General features: G+C 65.5%; 18 protein-coding genes and 1 riboswitch. Of the genes, 13 read left to right on the top strand and 5 right to left on the bottom strand.

What is annotated here, in order from left to right:
• Window positions 1-30 precede the first annotated feature (30 nt).
• The 3 genes from CHB64_RS04940 to CHB64_RS04930 all read left to right on the top strand — a co-directional run bounded on the left by CHB64_RS04940 (window position 31) and on the right by CHB64_RS04930 (window position 3,124).
• Window positions 31-765 (top strand): MBL fold metallo-hydrolase, encoded by a 735-nt coding sequence (locus CHB64_RS04940; protein ID WP_089411521.1) that lies wholly within the window; start codon window positions 31-33, stop codon window positions 763-765.
• 108 nt (window positions 766-873) lie between these two features.
• Window positions 874-1,009, top strand: a riboswitch (SAM riboswitch).
• 101 nt (window positions 1,010-1,110) lie between these two features.
• Complete coding sequence (gene metX, locus CHB64_RS04935) at window positions 1,111-2,139, top strand: homoserine O-succinyltransferase MetX (RefSeq protein WP_089411520.1); 1,029 nt, start codon at window positions 1,111-1,113, stop codon at window positions 2,137-2,139.
• A 1-nt stretch (window position 2,140) separates the two neighbouring features.
• Window positions 2,141-3,124, top strand: coding sequence for a homoserine dehydrogenase (locus tag CHB64_RS04930; RefSeq protein ID WP_089411519.1), 984 nt, complete (start codon window positions 2,141-2,143; stop codon window positions 3,122-3,124).
• Here the strand turns inward: CHB64_RS04930 and CHB64_RS04925 are convergent.
• Both CHB64_RS04925 and CHB64_RS04920 read right to left on the bottom strand, forming a co-directional pair.
• Entirely contained in the window at window positions 3,113-3,640 is a 528-nt protein-coding gene (locus CHB64_RS04925; RefSeq protein ID WP_089411518.1) for a choice-of-anchor V domain-containing protein, read from the bottom strand. The two genes, CHB64_RS04930 and CHB64_RS04925, sit on opposite strands and share 12 nt — an antisense overlap.
• Entirely contained in the window at window positions 3,637-4,647 is a 1,011-nt protein-coding gene (locus tag CHB64_RS04920) for a Vgb family protein (RefSeq protein ID WP_200815230.1), read from the bottom strand. Before CHB64_RS04920 ends, CHB64_RS04925 begins: the two co-directional genes overlap by 4 nt.
• A 256-nt stretch (window positions 4,648-4,903) precedes the next feature.
• Between CHB64_RS04920 and carB the strand changes: the two genes are divergently transcribed.
• The 5 genes from carB to rpmG all read left to right on the top strand — a co-directional run bounded on the left by carB (window position 4,904) and on the right by rpmG (window position 10,718).
• Window positions 4,904-8,206, top strand: coding sequence for a carbamoyl-phosphate synthase large subunit (gene carB / locus CHB64_RS04915; protein ID WP_089411517.1), 3,303 nt, complete (start codon window positions 4,904-4,906; stop codon window positions 8,204-8,206).
• An 81-nt stretch (window positions 8,207-8,287) separates the two neighbouring features.
• The gene (gene greA / locus CHB64_RS04910) at window positions 8,288-8,770 is read left to right on the top strand and encodes a transcription elongation factor GreA (RefSeq protein ID WP_089411516.1); all 483 of its coding nucleotides are present in this window, start codon (window positions 8,288-8,290) and stop codon (window positions 8,768-8,770) included.
• Window positions 8,771-8,794: 24 nt separating this feature from the next.
• Window positions 8,795-9,223 carry a DUF983 domain-containing protein gene (locus CHB64_RS04905; RefSeq protein WP_089411515.1) on the top strand — a complete coding sequence of 143 codons (429 nt, stop codon included), beginning with the start codon at window positions 8,795-8,797 and terminating at the stop codon, window positions 9,221-9,223.
• Window positions 9,224-9,278: 55 nt separating this feature from the next.
• Window positions 9,279-10,442: an MFS transporter gene (locus tag CHB64_RS04900; RefSeq protein WP_159462417.1), complete on the top strand. Its 1,164-nt coding sequence runs from the start codon at window positions 9,279-9,281 to the stop codon at window positions 10,440-10,442.
• Window positions 10,443-10,550: 108 nt separating this feature from the next.
• Window positions 10,551-10,718: a 50S ribosomal protein L33 gene (gene rpmG, locus CHB64_RS04895; protein ID WP_089411513.1), complete on the top strand. Its 168-nt coding sequence runs from the start codon at window positions 10,551-10,553 to the stop codon at window positions 10,716-10,718.
• 98 nt (window positions 10,719-10,816) lie between these two features.
• Here rpmG and CHB64_RS04890 read toward each other — a convergent pair whose 3' ends face one another.
• Window positions 10,817-12,199, bottom strand: a complete 1,383-nt coding sequence (locus CHB64_RS04890; RefSeq protein WP_089411512.1) for a PleD family two-component system response regulator — start codon at window positions 12,197-12,199, stop codon at window positions 10,817-10,819.
• Between the two features lie 42 nt (window positions 12,200-12,241).
• A complete protein-coding gene (locus CHB64_RS04885; protein ID WP_375790374.1) occupies window positions 12,242-12,661 on the bottom strand; it encodes a response regulator in 420 nt (139 codons plus the stop codon).
• A gap of 115 nt (window positions 12,662-12,776) precedes the next feature.
• Here CHB64_RS04885 and CHB64_RS04880 point away from each other — a divergent pair, with 115 nt between their 5' ends.
• The 5 genes from CHB64_RS04880 to CHB64_RS04860 are packed head-to-tail and all read left to right on the top strand — an operon-like array spanning window position 12,777 to window position 16,630.
• A complete protein-coding gene (locus tag CHB64_RS04880) occupies window positions 12,777-14,096 on the top strand; it encodes a DNA polymerase IV (protein ID WP_089411511.1) in 1,320 nt (439 codons plus the stop codon).
• A gap of 58 nt (window positions 14,097-14,154) precedes the next feature.
• Entirely contained in the window at window positions 14,155-14,616 is a 462-nt protein-coding gene (locus CHB64_RS04875) for a RidA family protein (RefSeq protein WP_089411510.1), read from the top strand.
• On the top strand, window positions 14,616-15,770 hold the full coding sequence (locus CHB64_RS04870; RefSeq protein WP_089411509.1) for a GNAT family N-acetyltransferase: 1,155 nt from the start codon (window positions 14,616-14,618) through the stop codon (window positions 15,768-15,770). The genes CHB64_RS04875 and CHB64_RS04870 overlap by 1 nt, the downstream gene beginning before the upstream one ends.
• A 9-nt stretch (window positions 15,771-15,779) precedes the next feature.
• On the top strand, window positions 15,780-16,193 hold the full coding sequence (locus CHB64_RS04865) for a hypothetical protein (protein WP_089411508.1): 414 nt from the start codon (window positions 15,780-15,782) through the stop codon (window positions 16,191-16,193).
• Window positions 16,194-16,195: 2 nt separating this feature from the next.
• A complete protein-coding gene (locus CHB64_RS04860; RefSeq protein ID WP_089411507.1) occupies window positions 16,196-16,630 on the top strand; it encodes an HIT family protein in 435 nt (144 codons plus the stop codon).
• Here the strand turns inward: CHB64_RS04860 and CHB64_RS04855 are convergent.
• Window positions 16,627-17,322, bottom strand: coding sequence for a hypothetical protein (locus tag CHB64_RS04855; protein WP_089411506.1), 696 nt, complete (start codon window positions 17,320-17,322; stop codon window positions 16,627-16,629). The two genes, CHB64_RS04860 and CHB64_RS04855, sit on opposite strands and share 4 nt — an antisense overlap.
• Window positions 17,323-17,364: the final 42 nt, after the last annotated feature.

Raw genomic sequence — 17,364 nt, 5'->3', positions numbered from 1 at the left:
CAATCTGAAAGCCGTTCGCCATTTTCCTCCATGACCGACGCCGCGCTCCCCTTTTCCTTTGAGATCGTCCCCGTAACGCCGTTTCAGCAGAACTGCTCGATCCTGCGCGCGCCTTCTGGGAGGGCCGCCGTGATCGACCCCGGCGGCGAGCCGGACAGGATTCTGACGGCCGCCGAAGTGATGGACGCGCGCATCGAGCAGATCTGGCTCACCCACGGCCATCTCGACCACGCGGGCGGCGCAGAGGCGGTCAAACGCGCGACGGGGGCATCGATCATCGGTCCGCACCGGGAGGATGCGTTCTGGCTCGATCAGATCGAACAGCACTGGGCCCAGTTCGGCTTCCGCGACATGGGCGAGGACTGCACGCCTGACCGCTTCCTGGACGACGGCGACCGGCTCGAGCTCGAAGGGATCGCCTTCGACGTCCTGCATGCGCCCGGCCACACCCCCGGCCACGTGGTCATCGTCAACAAGGAGGCGAAGCTCGCTTTCGTCGGCGACGTGCTGTTCGCAGGCTCCATCGGCCGCACGGATTTTCCGCGCGGCGACCACCAGACGCTTATCAACTCGATCACGCAAAAGCTGTGGCCGCTTGGCGAGGACATGCGTTTCGTTCCCGGCCACGGGCCGATGTCCACATTCGGCCGCGAGCGCCAGACGAATCCCTTCGTCGCCGACGCCGTCACCGGTTATGGCCGAGCTGACAAGGACGCGCCGACATTTTCCATGTCGACGTCAATCCGCCCGAAACGCTGGATGTGACGGCGGCGGGCGCAGCATCTTCCTCCTGATGCGCGATTTTTGGCCAAATCCTGCGCCGGCACGCGCTTTTCTGTTGACTTCGCGGCCGCGAAGGGGCTAACTGCCGACAGCTCATCAAGACCGGCTGAGGGACAGGCCCTTTGAAGCCGGGGCAACCTCTGGACGCCCGCGACCCGGAACGTCTGGAACGGTGCCAATTCCTGCGGAGCGCGGCCCCTCCGGGCGGCGTTCCGGGAGATGAGAGAGACGAGGCCGTCGCGCCAGTCTGCTCGGGTCTTCCGTGAATTGCCTGATGAGCGCCGGGCCGGAATGGCTCGGAACGATCTGGCGTTGCGGAGAAGAGCCATGACGGCGTTGGCGATCCTGAAAACCGAAGCGGGCGACTGCACCCGACCTGCGCCTTTGAGCGGTTGGCGCGTGTCCGCGCTTCCCTGGCGCGACGTCGATATCGAGCTTGGCGCGGATTTCCGTCTGGAAAGCGGCGAGCGCCTCGACGATCCAGTTCTCCGCATTCGCCTGCACGGGCCCGAGGCCGCCCCCGCGATCGTCGCCGCGGGCGGCATCTCCGCAGGAAAGCGTGTCGCCGACGCCGGTCATGACTCGGGCTGGTGGCGCGACGTCGCCCGGCCGGGCGGCGCGATCGACCTCGACCGGTTTCAGCTTCTCGGATTCGACTTCCTGCCGGGCGCTGAGTCCGACGCGCGCGCGATCACGCCGGCCGATCAGGCGCGCGCCCTCGCCCTGGCGCTCGACCGCTTGGGGATCGCGCGTCTTCACGCCTTGGTCGGCGCTTCCTACGGCGGCTTCATCGGACTCGCCTTCGCCTCCCTGTTTCCCGAACGGCTGGAGCGCCTCGCCGTCATTTCGGCGGCGGCGCGCTCTGATCCGATGACCACCGCGCTGCGCGGGGTCCAGCGGCGCATCATCGCATTCGGCCTTGAATGCGGCCGGCCGGAAGAAGGCGTCGCCCTTGCCCGCCAGCTGGCCATGACGACCTATCGCTCGGCGGAGGAGCTCCGCCGGCGCTTCGACTGCGCTCCGCGCGGCGCGCGCCCCGGCGATCCGTACGACGTGTGCGAATATCTGATCGCGCGCGGGCGCGCTTACGCGCAGGCCATGCCGGCGGCGCGGTATCTCACGCTTTCAGATTCGCTCGATCGCGCCTGCGTCGATCCGGCCGACGTCAAGGCGCGATGCCTGTTCGTCGCCGTGTCCAGCGACCGGCTCGTGCCGGCCCGCGACACGCAAGAGACCGCGCGCGCGGTCAGCGGACCTAGCGACTATCTCTGCATCGACAGCCTCGTCGGGCATGATGCGTTCCTTTGCGAGCCGGAGAAGTTCTCCGACCGGTTAAGCGCGTTTCTGGGAGAGTGATGTGTCGAAGGAATGGAGCGCCGCGCCCGCGCCCTTGCGGGTCGCCCTGTTGGGTTTCGGCGTCGTCGGCGGCGGCGTCTATGATCTTCTGCTGGCGGATCAAAAGCGTTTCCAGGTGGTTGGCGTCGCCTGCCGCGATCCCGAGCGCCACATCCGCAATGGCGCGCCCCATCGTTTGCTGACGAACGATCCGGCCGCGCTGCCTGAACACGACATTCTCGTCGAGGCCATCGGCGGCCTCTCGCCCGCCGAGGAGATCATCGCCAACGCCCTCAGGCGCGGCATCGACGTCGTCACCGCCAACAAGTCTCTGGTCTCGCGCCGATACGAGACGCTGCACGCGGCGGCCGAGGCGGGCGGCGCGCGATTGCGGTTCTCCGCGGCCGTCGGCGGCGGCGTGCCCATGCTGGAGACCGTGGAGGAGGTCGCGCGCGAGGGTGCGATCATCCGCCTCGACGCAGTGCTCAACGGCACCACCAATTTCGTGCTCGACCGCATCGGCGCCGGGCTCGGGCTCACCTATGCGATCCGCCTGGCCCAGGAAGCAGGCTTCGCCGAGGCGGATCCGACCGCCGACATCGACGGCGTTGACGCGGCGGAGAAACTGTCCCTGATCGTCAGGCGCGCCTTCGGCGTCGCGGTCGATCCGGCCGAAATTCCGCGCGACGCGTTGGGCGCGCTGTCATCCGCCGAGATCGCCGCCGCGCACGCCGCCGGCAGGCCCTACAAGCAGGTCGCGACGGCGCGACGGACGGCGGGCGGCCTTGAGTTGGAGGTGCGGCTGCGGCGGGCGCCGGCGGACACGCCGCTGGGCAGGCCGAAGCTGGAAGAGAACTGCCTCGTCATCGAGCGCGAGTTCGGCGCGCCCGTCGTACTGTTCGGCAAGGGCGCCGGGCGCGAGGCTACCGCCGGCTCGGTCTTCGCCGATCTCGACGCGCTCGCCCATATGCGTCTCGGCGCGAGTCTCGCCGAATCAGCGGCCTGAGGATTGAAAAACCGAAAGGAACACCTGATCGCCGAAAGGCGACAGATCGTCATTGCCGGCATTGGCGGCCACATAGAACCGCACCGGGCCGGCAAGCTCTTCCGGGGCCGTCCAGCGGAACCGCCACACGACGCGCCCCGGCGCGTCCGGCCGCGCGCCCTTCGCGTTCGAACGCAGCGCGCCGCCCTTCGCCTCCAGCCCCTCGCCGAGCGGCTCGAAAGCGCCAGCTTCCGCGCCGTTCATCTCCGCCCGCAGCACGAAGCCGGCGACTTTCAGCGTCTCGGCGCTGAGGGTCAGCGCAAGGTCGTAACGCGCGCCGGGCTCGATCCGCTCAGGCAATCCATCCAGCGTTAGGCGCGCATCCTGGCGCAGCGGGGCAGCGTCGAAATGGCAAGCCGAGCAGTCCGGCCGGCCGGGCCCGCCGTCATGGCTCCAGTCCGCGCCGTCGGGCAGCGCCCAGGCCGGCACGGCGAGAAAAAGCAGGAACGCGCCCGCCGGTAGGTTGCGCAGGCTCACCGTCCTGCGCCCGCTTTCGGCTCGACGACAGCTCGGCCGATGGTGTTCGTATCAGCGCCGAACCACACCGTCCCGCTCGGCTGATGATAATGCGCGTGGCGCACCGTGCCGCCGCCGGAGGGCACGGGCGTCGCGCTAAAAAATTCCTCCGTCTCCGGATCGAATCCGACCATCATGTTGGGCTGCACGCCGGTCTCGAAAATCCAGATACGGCCCGATGCGTCGGAGGCCATGCCATAGGGGCGCGAAGTCGCTCCTGAAGGCAGGGGCCATTCCTTGAACGCGCCGCTCGCCGGATCATAGACGCCGAGATAGCCGCCGGCGTAATCGCCGTACCACACGCGCCCGTCGGCGGTGATTTCAAGACGGCGCGGGCGCGTTTCAGCGCGCGGCAGCTCGATTTCGGTCAAGGCGAGGGATTCAGGGTCGATCTTCGCCAACTTGTTGGTCCCAAAGAGGTCGACCCACACGGCGCCGTCGGGCGCGATCTTTATCCCATAGGGACGCGAGCGCTCGGTCTTGGAAGGAACAAGATCGACCTTGCGGGTCTCCATATTGAGCCGGCCGACGAAATTCCCTCCCTGCACGGTGAACCAGATATTCCCATCGTTATCGAAGACGAGCGTGTGCGGATCGCGCGCGGCAGGATCGGGCATCGGGATCGTCTCGATCTCGCCGTTTGCGGGATCATAGCGGCCGATGACGCCGGTCGCGTTGCCGGCGTACCAGACGATCCCCTTCTCATCGACGATAAGATTATGCGGACGCTCCCTGTCGGGCAGATCGACCTTGGTCACCTCGCCGCTCTCGACGTCGAGCCGCGCAAGATAGCCGGCGCGCTGGCCGACAAACCAGACGGATTTCTCGCTCTCGGCGAAGGGGTCGCGCGGGCGGGACTGCTCCCATGGAACTTTCCATTCGCGGATCTCGACTTCCGGAGCGGGGTTCGCGAAAGCTGGCGCTGCGGCGGCGGCCGCGCAGACGAAAGGAATCAGCAAGGCGCGCATCGACTTCTCCCTGACAAAACCCTGACTTTCTGTCGCGCCAGACCGTAACCCGGATCGGCCTTTCTGTCATGAAGCGGCTGAAAAACCCGGCGCGGCGCGCCGGCAGAAGCGGCAGGGCGCTTTTCTTCGCCCGCGCGTCTTCCCTCCCCGGCCGGCTTCGCCTATGAAGCCGCTTTAATCGACATTTCAGCTAACCCCGCGCGCGGCGGACACCGGACGCCCGGCCCGTTTCGGCGCGCACACGCGCGAGACGCCCATGCCCAAACGCACCGATATTTCGTCCATTCTCATTATCGGCGCGGGGCCGATCATCATCGGTCAGGCCTGCGAGTTCGACTATTCCGGCGTGCAGGCGGTGAAAGCGCTGAAGGCGGAGGGCTACCGGGTCATTCTGGTCAATTCCAACCCGGCGACGATCATGACCGACCCGGAACTCGCCGACGCCACCTATGTCGAGCCGATCACGCCCGAGTTCGTCGAGAAAATCATCGCCCGCGAAGAACCCGACGCGCTGCTGCCGACCATGGGCGGGCAGACAGCCTTGAACTGCGCGCTGGAGCTGGAGCGTTCGGGCGTTCTCGCCGCTCATGGCGTGGAAATGATCGGCGCGCGCGCCGACGTAATCGAAAAAGCCGAGGATCGCGAACTTTTTCGCGCCGCGATGGACAGGATCGGCCTCGATTCTCCCCGCGCCGCCATCGCTTCTTCGCCGCCGATCCGCAACGCCGCCGGCAAAATCGTCGGCTATGACCGCCCCGCAGGCTTCGCCGAAGCCATGAAGGCGCTCGACGAAATCGGCCTGCCCGCCATCATCCGGCCTGCCTATACGCTCGGCGGCACGGGCGGCGGCGTCGCCTACAACCGCGAGGAATACGAGCAGATCGTGCGCATGGGGCTAGACGCCTCGCCCGTCGGCCAGGTGCTGATAGACGAGAGCCTGCTAGGCTGGAAAGAATTCGAGATGGAGGTGGTCCGCGACAAGGCGGACAACTGCATCATCGTCTGCTCGATCGAGAATATCGATCCGATGGGCGTGCATACCGGCGATTCGATCACCGTGGCGCCGGCGCTCACCCTCACTGACAAGGAGTTCCAGCGGATGCGCAACGCCGCGATCGCGGTGATGCGCGAAATCGGCGTCGAAACGGGGGGATCGAACGTTCAGTTCGCGATTAATCCGGAAAACGGCCGGCTGGTCGTCATCGAGATGAATCCGCGCGTGTCGCGCTCCTCCGCGCTTGCATCCAAGGCGACGGGTTTTCCGATCGCCAAGGTCGCGGCCAAGCTCGCCGTCGGCTACACGCTCGACGAACTTGACAACGACATCACCGGCGCGACCCCCGCCTCTTTCGAGCCGACCATCGACTACGTGGTCACGAAGATCCCGCGCTTCGCCTTCGAGAAGTTTCCCGGCGCCGAACCGCTGCTTACGACCGCGATGAAATCCGTAGGCGAGGCGATGGCCATCGGCCGCACCTTCGCCGAGTCGCTGCAAAAAGCCCTGCGCTCGCTTGAGACCGGCCTTTCCGGCCTCGATCCCATCGCCATTCCCGGCCTCGGCCAAGGCGACGACGTCAACGCCTTCCGCGCCGCCCTCGCCGCGCCGACCCCGGACCGGCTGCGCGTCGCCGCCGAAGCCTTCCGCCACAGCCTGCCCATCGAACAGGTACGTTTCATCACCCAATACGACCCGTGGTTTCTGGAGCAGATACAAGCCATCGTCGACGCCGAGCGTTTGGTCGCCGCGGAAGGCGTTCCGACGGACCCCGAGCGACTGCGCGCGCTCAAGGCCATGGGCTTTTCCGACAGGCGCCTGGCCGAGCTCGCCGGCGGGACGGAAGCGGAAATGCGCGCGCACCGGCGCGCTCTCGGCGTTCGCCCGGTCTACAAGCGCATCGACACCTGCGCGGCGGAGTTCGCCGCGAAGACCCCGTATATGTACTCAGCCTACGAACCGCTGGTCGAAGGGGCGACGACCTGCGAATCCAATCCCTCCGACCGCAAGAAGGTCGTAATTCTCGGCGGCGGACCGAACCGGATCGGCCAGGGCATCGAGTTCGACTATTGCTGCTGCCATGCGGCTTTTGCGCTCGCCGAGCTTGGCGTCGAGTCGATCATGGTCAACTGCAATCCAGAAACCGTCTCGACCGATTACGACACCTCGGACCGGCTCTATTTCGAGCCGCTGACCGGCGAGGACGTGCTCGAGATCATTGACAGGGAGCGCGCGACGGGCGAACTCCTCGGCGTCATTGTGCAATATGGCGGACAGACGCCGCTCAAGCTCGCCAAGACGTTGCATGAAGAAGGCGTGCCCATTCTCGGCACTTCCTACGACGCGATCGACCTCGCCGAGGATCGCGAGCGGTTCCAGAAGCTCATCGCGCGGCTCGATCTGCGCCAGCCCAACAACGCCGTCGCCGGCTCGCGCGACGACGCCCCGCGCATCGCCGCCGAGGTGGGCTATCCGCTGGTGACGCGCCCGTCCTACGTGCTGGGCGGGCGGGCGATGGAGATCGTACGCGACGAGGAATCGCTGAGAACATACCTCGCCACAGCCCAGATCGAGATCACCGAAGACGAACCGCTCCTGCTCGACCAATATCTTCAGAACGCGGTCGAGGTGGACGTCGACGCCATCGCCGACGGAACGGACGTATACATCGCCGGAGTGATGGAGCATATCGAGGAGGCTGGCGTGCATTCCGGCGACAGCGCCTGCTCGCTGCCGCCCTACACCTTGCCTGAAGCGCTGATTCGAGAGCTTGAGGAGGAGACCCGGCGTCTTGCGCTCGAGCTCGGCGTCGTGGGACTGGTCAATGTTCAGTATGCGATCAAAGACGGCGAGATTTACGTCCTCGAAGTGAACCCGCGCGCGTCGCGCACTGCGCCTTTCGTGGCCAAGGCCACAGGCGTTCCCATCGCGCGGTTCGGCGCCAAGGTCATGGCCGGCACGAAGATTCGCGAGTTGGGACTCTCGGCGCCGCCGCGGCTTTCCCATACGGCCGTCAAGGAAGTGGTCTTTCCGTTCGCGCGCTTCCCCGGGGTCGACACGGTATTGGGACCGGAGATGCGCTCGACCGGCGAAGTGATGGGCGTCGATCGCGATTTCGACCGCGCCCGGGCAAAGAGCCTTCTCGCCATTGGCGCGCGCATTCCGCTCGAAGGCTGCGTGTTCATCTCGCTCAAGGATTCCGACAAGCCGCTTCTGCTCGACGCCGCCCGCCGGCTTCTCGGCATGGGCTTCCGGATTATCGCGACTGGCGGCACGGCCGACTATTTCCGCTCGCAGGGGCTCGACGTCGCCCGCGTCAACAAGGTGCTCGAAGGCCGGCCGCACATCGTCGACGCCCTCAAGAATGGCGAGGTGCATCTCGTTTTCAACACGACCGAGGGCGCCCAGTCGATCAAGGACTCGCGCTCGATCCGCACTACGGCGCTAGCCCAGAAGATTCCCTGCATCACGACCGCTACCGGCGCCCGCTCGACCGTTCGCGCCATCGAGGCGATGCGCGCCGGCGCGCTTGAAGCCGCGCCGCTTCAGTCCTATTTTGCATAAGCAGTAAATGAGATCGGCCGGCCGCCCGTATTACGTGCGGCCGCCGTCTTTTTTCGCTTTCTGGTTGAGAAAGGGCGGGAAATGGAAAAAGTCCCGATGACGAAAGCCGGCTACGAGCGCCTGGAGGCGGAATTGCGCCGCCTCAAGAACGAGGAGCGCCCGGCCGTCATTCAGGCTATCGCTGAAGCGCGCGCCCATGGCGACCTGTCCGAGAACGCCGAGTACCACGCCGCCAAGGAGCGCCAGGGCTGGATCGAAAGCCAGATCATCGAGCTCGAGGACAAATACAGCCGCGCCCAGGTGATCGACGTGTCGAAGATGAACGGCTCGGCGGACAGCGCCGTCAAGTTCGGCGCGACCGTCACTCTCGCCGACGAAGATACGGAAGAGGAAAAGTCCTGGCAGATCGTCGGCGACTACGAGGCCGACGTGAGAGAAGGCAAGATCTCCATATCTTCGCCTATCGCGCGCGCCCTGATCGGAAAAACCGAAGGCGACGTCGTCGAGGTGGCCGCGCCCGGCGGCGCGCGCTCCTACGAGATCGTCAGGGTCGAGTACAAATAGCGGATCAGGCGAGGCGTGACGCGTATGTCCTCCGACGAAGCGGCGATTGTTTTTGGCCGCGACCGGACGAAACGGTCATGGCTGCGCGCCGGTTGGCGCGGCTTGGCCGGCAAATGTCCCGAATGCGGCAGGGGCGCGCTTTTCGCCGGCTATACGCGCACCCATGGCGCCTGCGCCGTCTGCGGCCTTAACTTCGCCGGCCACCGGGCCGATGACGCGCCGCCCTATGCGACCATCATGATCGTCGGCCATCTGACGATTCCGCTCGCGCTCGCCGCGAAGCAACTCTTCGATCCCCCGCTTGCGCTTCAGTTCGCCATATCCGCGCCGCTGATCCTGGGCATGACATTGTGGCTTCTGCCGATCGTGAAGGGCGGACTCATCGGCCTGCAATGGGCCAATCGGATGCATGGTTTCGCCGAGCCGCGCGACGAAGCCGAAAACTGGACCTGACGCGCGAGGCGGCAGGACTGGCCAAGATTGGGGAAGCGATTCACAGTGCGCGCGGATGAGCGCGCCTTTGGACCTCACGCCAGCGGAGCGACGCCGCGGCCTCGTCGCCGCGATCGTCGGAGTGTCGGTTTTTGCAGCCTGCCTCGGGCACAGCCTCCCCTTTTTCGCGGTGAGGCTGGCCAGTCTGGGCGCCAGCAACAGCTTCATCGGCGTCAATGTCGCGCTCTCGGCGCTCGCCGGGCTGGCGCTGACGCCCTTTCTGCCGGCCGTGATCGGCCGTTACGGCATCAGGCGCGTACTGGCCGCCGCCTTCGCAGTGATCTTCGCCGGCTACGCCGCAGCCTTTTTGAGCGGCGAGCGGCTCTATCTCTGGCATGTCGCCCGCCTTCTGATCGGCGCCGGCAGCACCGCGTTTTTCGTCGCCAGCGAGATCTGGATCAATCTCGCAGTCAGCCCCGAGCGGCGCGGCGCGGTGGTGGGCCTTTACGCCACCGCGCTCGCCGGCGGCTTTGCGGCCGGACCGCTCGCGCTGGAGCTGACCGGCTATGACGGCGCTTCGCCCTTCATCGCAGGCGCAGCCTTTCTCGTCCTCGCAGCGCCGCCGATTCTGACGGCGCGCCCGCCCGCCTTCAGTCCGCGCGAGAAGACGGTTTCCGTGGCCGTCGTCACGCGTCGAGCGCCGATTATCTTTCTGGCGATGGCCGTCTTTTCGCTGGGAGAGGCGGCGCTGTTGAGTCTTGCGCCGGTCTATGGCCTGCGCATCGGGCTGGGCGAGGTCGCCGCCGGCCGGATCGTCCTCGCCTACTCGCTCGGACCGGTTGCATTTCAGTATCTTCTGGGCCTGGCGGCGGACCGCTACTCGCCGCGGATTGTTCTTGCGGCCTGCGCGGCGGCGGGGCTCGCCGGCGCGGCTCTTCTGCCGGCGGCGGTCCGCAACGAGCTTGCGCTCTATCCATTGCTGTTCGTCTGGGGCGGGGCCATCGTCGGCGTGGCCACCTGCGTTCTCGCTTATGTGGGCGGGCGCTTCGCGGGAAAGGAGCTTGCTGCGGCCAATTCGGGCATCGCCCTCGCCTATAACGCCGGCGCGCTAGCGGGGCCTGCCCTCGGCGGCGCGATCATGGATCTCGCCGGACCAGACGCCCTGCCGGCCGCGCTCGCCGGCGCTTTCGCGCTCCTGCTGATGCTGCTCGCGCCGACGCGGCCGCGCCTTGGGCCCTGACGCGTCGGCGCACCTTGACACGCCGGCGCGTGCGGCTATTTTCCGCCCCTCTTTTCAATCGCCGCCCGCAGGATCCTGTCTGCAGCGGCCCCGCCAGGAGCCACGAGCATGGCCAAGCCAACCACGATCAAGATCCGGCTGAACTCGACGGCCGGCACCGGCTATTTCTACGTCACGAAGAAGAACACCCGTACGATGACGGAAAAGCTCGTGCTCAAGAAGTACGATCCCATCGCGCGCAAGCATGTCGAGTTCAAGGAAGGCAAGATCAAGTAGGATCGGGGCCTCGCCCTGCCCGTCACGGTCTTTTTCTTTACGGTTTTTCAGGGTCGCCCGCGGGCGACCCTTTGCATGTCCCGCCGCCGCGCCAAGTCTCAGGCCGCGCTCGCCATCACGCGGTTTCGGCCGCCGGTCTTCGCCTGATAGAGCGCCTCGTCCGCGCGCTTGATGAGCTTCTGGGCGGAGTCTTCCTTAAGCCCGTCCTCGGTCGAGGCTATGCCGATCGAAACGGTGACGCCGATCTCGTCCCGCCCCCCGTTCAGGATCACCCGCTGCGCCGCGACATCCTCACGGATGCGCTCGGCGACGAGGCTAGCGGCGTGTTTGTCCGTATCCGGCATGGCGATGAGAAACTCTTCCCCGCCGTAACGGCAGGCCAGATCCATGCTGCGCACCGACTGACGGATGCGCTCGGCGAAATGTTGCAGCACGCGGTCGCCGGCGTCGTGGCCGTAAGTGTCGTTGATGCCCTTGAAGTGATCGATGTCGAGCACCATCACCGACAGAGGGCGGCCCGTCCAGTAAGCGCGATCGAACATCGCAGACAGATGGCTTGCGAGGTAACGCCGGTTGTACAGGCCCGTCAGTTGATCCGTGACCGCCATTTCCAGGCTCGCCTGGAAGGACGAGCGCAGATGCTCGATGTAGCGTTTGCGCCGGACCTGGGTCGAAACGCGAGCGATAAGCTCGTTCTGGTCGATGGGCCGCGTCAGGTAGTCATTGACGCCTAGCTCCAGCGCGCGCACGAGCTTGCGCGTCTCCCCCTGGCGCACGATCGCCAGAAGCGGCGTCAGGCGCGTCTCCTCGAAAGACCGGATCGAGGAGCACAGGCGCAGCGGATCGGCGGCTTCGATCGACATGTTCACCATCACGAGGTCGAATTCGCCCAAACGCGCCCGGCTTAGCGCCACCGTCGGTTCGGCTTCGGTCGAAAGCACGTAATCGTCGGCGAGCATGCCCCGTAAACGTTCAGCCTGATCCGGCTGGTCGTCGATGAGAAATATGCGTCCCTTTTCGTCGGTCGTCGCCATCGAGTCGAGATCGATATCCGGCACGACGCCGAGTCCCTTGCTCGTCGCATAGCGCATCCTGAGCTCGTCGGTCATCATTTTAAGCCGGGACAGGCTGCGCACGCGAGCGAACAGCGCGACATCCTCGACCGGCTTGGTCAGAAAATCATCTGCGCCCGCCTCAAGCCCCGCGACCCGATCCGCCTGCTGATCGAGCGCCGTAACCATTACAACTGGAATATGCGCCGTTTCTGGATCTTTCTTGAGAAGCCGGCAGGCCTCGAACCCGTCCATTCCCGGCATCATGACGTCGAGCAGAATGATGTCAGGCTGATCCGCTCGCGCCTTCTGGATCGCCTCCTCGCCCGAATAGGCGCCGATCACGTCGAAATACTCGGCGCGAAGCTTGGCTTCGAGCAGTTTCACGTTCGGCTCGAAGTCGTCGACGACCAGTACGCGCGCCGTCATGCAGCCACCGTGTCGGTAGGTTCATGTCCAATTCGCCTGAGCCTAGTCCAAATATCTTTTCACTTTCTCAAGAAAATGGGCGACCGAGATCGGCTTGGCGATATAGTCCTCGCAGCCGCCGGCGCGGATGCGCTCCTCGTCTCCCTTCATGGCGAAGGCCGTGACGGCGATGACAGGGATGGCGGCGAGCGATTCATCTTCCTTTAACTGCCGGGTCACCTGTAGCCCTGAAATCTCCGGCAGCTGAATATCCATCAGAATAAGGTCCGGCAGGTGCCGGCGCGCGAGCGCGAGCGCCTCTGGCCCCGTTCTGGCTTCGAGCGTGCGATAGCCGTGCGCTTCCAGGAGGTCGTGGAAGAGCTTCATGTTGAGTTCGTTGTCCTCGACGATGAGAACCGTCTTCGTCGTCGCGGACGCTTCGAGGCTTTCCATCGCCGCCATGTCGCGCATTCGCTCGGCCATCGCTAGGGCCCCGGCGGGCCGGAACCTTGGTGAATGGTTTCGCCCATATCGCCTGAAAGGTATTAATTGATTGTTTATCGAAGGGCCCAGCCGCCCCGCCAGGCTTCGACACCACATGAATTATTCTGAACAACATATTGATAAAACAAGTGTTTTATCCTTATGCCGGGATTGCTTCGCTATTGTCCAAGCCCTTATTGGACGCTGCCCGACCTGCGGCTCGAAGCGATTCGTTTCGCATCCCGAGCTCTTCGGCCTCGCCGTGGCTCACATCGATTGCGACGCCTTCTACGCGGCGATCGAAAAGCGCGACGACCCCGCCCTCGCCGATCGGCCCGTAATCGTAGGCGGGGGAAAACGCGGCGTCGTGTCGACCTGCTGTTATGTCGCACGCACCTATGGCGTGCGCTCGGCGATGCCGATGTTCAAGGCGCTGCAAGCCTGCCCCGACGCCGTCGTCATCCGGCCCGACATGGCGAAATACGCCGCCGTCTCGCGCCAGATACGCGCAATGATGGAAGCGCTCACCCCTCTCGTCGAACCCTTGTCTATCGACGAGGCGTTTCTCGATCTCTCAGGCACCGAGCGTGTGCACGGCGCGCCGCCCGCCGTCGCGCTCGCGCGGCTGCAGCAGCGTATCGAACGCGAGATCGGCGTCACCGTTTCGGTGGGTCTCAGCCATAACAAGTTTCTCGCGAAGATCGCTTCCGACCTTGACAAGCCGCGCGGCTTCGCCGTGATTGGGCGCGCGCAGACGCTCGCCTTTCTCGCTCCGCAGCCGGTTTCGCTCATCTGGGGCGTCGGCGCGGCGATGACGGCGCGGCTTGCGCGCGACGGCTTTGCGACCATCGGACGACTCCAGAAGGCCGACCCGGCCGAACTCGCCCGCCGATACGGCGAGACTGGCCTGCGGCTGGCGCGCCTGTCGCGAGGCGAGGACGCAAGGCCCGTCCGGCCCGAGCGGGAGGCGAAAAGCGTTTCGGCGGAGACGACGTTCGAGGCGAACATTCGAGACCTGCGCGCACTCGAGGACGTTCTCTGGGCGCTCTGCGAAAAAGTTTCCATGCGGATGAAGAAGGCGAATCTTCTGGGCCGCGTGGTGACGCTCAAACTCAAGGATTCGAAGTTTCGGACGATCACGCGGCGCGAGACGCTCGATCGACCGAGCAACCTCGCCCGAGCGGCTTTCGCCGCCGCCCGCGCGCTGCTCGCCGAGGCCGCCCCGGGACGCGCCTGGCGGCTGATCGGCGTCGGCTTCTCAGACCTTGCGAACGACGGCGCAGGCGCCGCGCAGGACGATCTCTTCGGCGATCCTCAGGCGCGCCTAGCGGCGCAGGAGCGCGCGATAGATGAAATTCGCGCGAAATTCGGCGCGAAGGCGATCGCCGCCGGGCGCGCGCTGCGTCCGAAGGGCGATCAAGCCCGGAACGATTGACGCCGCGGGCGCGAGCCGCCATCTCGTTGTAACGCCGGAGCCAAATGGAGGACCGCCCATGGGCCGTATCGACAGCAAACTCGCCGAGCTCGGCATCGTCCTGCCTGACCCCGCCCCGCCGGTGGCGAACTACGTTCCCTATGTGGTCGCCGGCAATCTGGTCTTCATTTCGGGACAGGTGTCGAGCACGCCTGATCAGCTCATCAAAGGCAAGCTCGGCGCGGACCTTTCCCTTGATGACGGCGTCGAAGCGGCGCGCGCCTGCGGAATCAACCTCATCGCCCAGCTCAAGGCCGCAGCCGGCGGCGATCTCGATCGGGTCAGGCGCGTGGTGAAGCTCGGCGGCTTCGTCAACTGCGCGCCGGACTTCGCCGATCATCCGAAAGTGATCAACGGCGCCTCGGACCTCATGGTCGCGGTTTTCGGCGAAGCCGGCCGGCACGCGCGCGCGGCCGTCGGCGCGCCAAGCCTGCCCATGGGCGCGGCGGTCGAGATCGACGGCGTCTTCGAGATCGCGTGATGGCCGACGGCGGGGATCTCCTCTCGGCGCGGACGGCCTCGGCGATCGCCGAAATCGGGCGCGAAACATGGGACTCCGTCGCCAACCCTCCCGCTGCGCCGTACAACCCCTTTCTCGCCTACGACTTTCTCGCTTCCCTCGAAGAGTCCGGCTCGGTCGCGCCCGAAGCCGGCTGGGCGCCGGCGCATGTCGCGCTGGAAGAAAACGGTCGCCCCGTCGGCGTCGCGCCGCTTTATGTCAAAAGCCACAGTCAGGGCGAATACGTCTTCGATCATCATTGGGCCGACGCTTACGAGCGCGCCGGCGGACGTTACTATCCCAAGCTCGTCTGCGCCGTCCCGTTCACCCCGGCTCCGGGCCCGCGTCTGCTCGCCGCGGACGAAACACGCCGGCGCGCGCTCGCCGCAGCGATCGTGCAGATCGCGAAACGTTTCGGCGTCTCCTCCGTGCACGCCAATTTCCTGAGCGCGCAGGACGCCGCCCATTTCGCCGCGCAAGGCTTCCTGCCGCGCGCCGGGGCCCAGTATCACTGGTTCAACCGCGGCTACGCGACGTTCGACGACTTTCTCGCGGCCTTGTCCGCACGCAAGCGCAAGGCCGTTCGGCGCGAACGCAGGGAGGCGCTGAGCGCGGGCCTCGTCGTGCGCCATCTCTCCGGCGCAGAGATCACGGAACGGTACTGGGACGCTTTCTGGCGCTTCTATCAGGACACGGGCGCGCGCAAATGGGGCCGGCCCTATCTCACTCGCGCCTTTTTCAGCCTGATCGCCGAACGCATGGGCGAGCGGGTTCTTCTGATCGTCGCAGAGCGGGAGGGCGTTCCTATCGCCGGCGCGTTGAATTTCATCGGCGGCGACGCGCTCTACGGGCGCTATTGGGGCTGCACGGAGCATCACCCCTTTTTGCACTTCGAGCTGTGTTATTATCAGGCCGTGGAATACGCCATCGAGCGGGGCCTTGCGCGCGTCGAGGCAGGCGCCCAGGGCGAGCACAAGATTGCGCGCGGCTATGAGCCGGTCGAGACCCGTTCGGCGCACTGGATAGCCGATCCCGGTTTCCGCGAGGCGGTCGCGCGCTATCTCGCACAGGAGCGCGCGCAGAACGCCGCAGAAATAGACTTTTTGAAGGAATACGCGCCGTTCAGGCGCGGATGAACCGATCTCATGCCGGAACTCGTGACTGTCGCGACGATTTATGACCCTGAAGAAGCCCATGTCGCCTGCGGCTTTCTTCAGGCGAACGGCGTGGACGCCCTTCTCGGCGAGGCGCAGACTCTTTCCACGCTGCCGCTGCACCGCGTCGCGCTCGGCGGGTATCGGATCCTCGCGCCATCCAATCAAGCGTACGCCGCACGAATGCTGCTCGCAAGTGTGGACGAAGGGCGTCAGCAGACCGGCTACGCCTTCGACGGCACGCTCTGCAAGCAATGCGGCGGAGCGCGATTCACGCGTGTAAAGCCTTGGCTTTTTCCGACCTTTCTGTTCGTTGTTCTCGGCATGGCCGCATGGTGGAACTCTCGCCGCTTACGGTGTACTCAATGCGGCGCCGTAACGGACGCCCCTTCAACGGAGATCTGAACATGACGGAAAAGCAGCCCTACGATCCCGATAATATCTTCGCGAAGATTATCCGCGGCGATGCGCCCTGCGTGAAGGTCTACGAGGACGAGGCTGTGCTTGCCTTCATGGACATCTTTCCGCAATCGGAAGGCCATACGCTTGTCACGTCGAAGAAAGCGCAGGCGACGAATCTTTTCGACATCGAGGACGATGAGCTCAAGACCCTGATCGCCGCCGTCAAGAAGATCGCCTGCGCCGTTGAGAAGGCGCTCCAGCCTGACGGCGTGCGCATCGTACAGTTCAACGGCGCGCCCGCCGGGCAGAGCGTCTTTCACATCCATTTTCACGTCATTCCCGTTTATCAGGAAAGGACGGAGCGCCCGCACGCCGCCGGCCAGCCGGCCGACGCCGAAACGCTGAAAGAGCTTGCCGCGCGCATCTCCGCGGCGCTTTAACCGGTCGCGGCTCCCGGCTCCGGAAAAGGAAAGTCCCGAACTTCAGGAAGCGCCTGCTTGTCGAAGGCCCATTCTTTATAGGGGCCTTCGCTGTCGACCCAGTGTAGGAAAAGATGCGCCGACCAGCGGTTCGGATTAGGCGTGAGCCTGCCGTGCCGATAGTTCACCCCCTTGTAGAGAACGGCGTCGCCGGGATTTAGCTGAAGCTCGCTGAAGGGTTCGTCGCCGAAATCTCGCGCGGCCTCCATTTTCGAGGCGATCTCGAAGTCATACCAGTTCCGGCCGATGGCGAAGCTCCACACGCGCCCGTCCGAATAGCCCAGCGGCATCGACAGGCTGTGCTCGCAGGACGGCCGATCGGAATGCACGATGCAAACATCGCCCTGCTGGTATACCCGAAAATAGGCGTAGGTTGGGATAAGGCGCTTGCCCGTGACCTCGCACATGCGCGAGGTCAGCCCCCAATGGAAACCCATCACGGGCGCGTAATGGTAACCATAGAACTCATAGGCCGGCCGCGTGTTGACGCTTGGCTTTTTCAGCGTGCGCGCCAACGTCTCCGGCCGAGCGGTCAGATCGCGGCTGATGAGGCCGAGAAGACCGCGCGCGACCGCCGGCGGCGCGACCTCGCGCAGATGCGCATAGCCATGCGCGTCGTAATGAGCTCGGGCTTCGGCTTGATCGGCGGTCATGCCGCCACCCTTCCCGACCCCAGCCGCGGCGTCAAGTCGAGC

The organism is Amphiplicatus metriothermophilus (assembly GCF_900199215.1).
Lineage (GTDB): Bacteria > Pseudomonadota > Alphaproteobacteria > Caulobacterales > Parvularculaceae > Amphiplicatus > Amphiplicatus metriothermophilus.
This window is presented reverse-complemented; position numbering and strand designations above follow the sequence as displayed.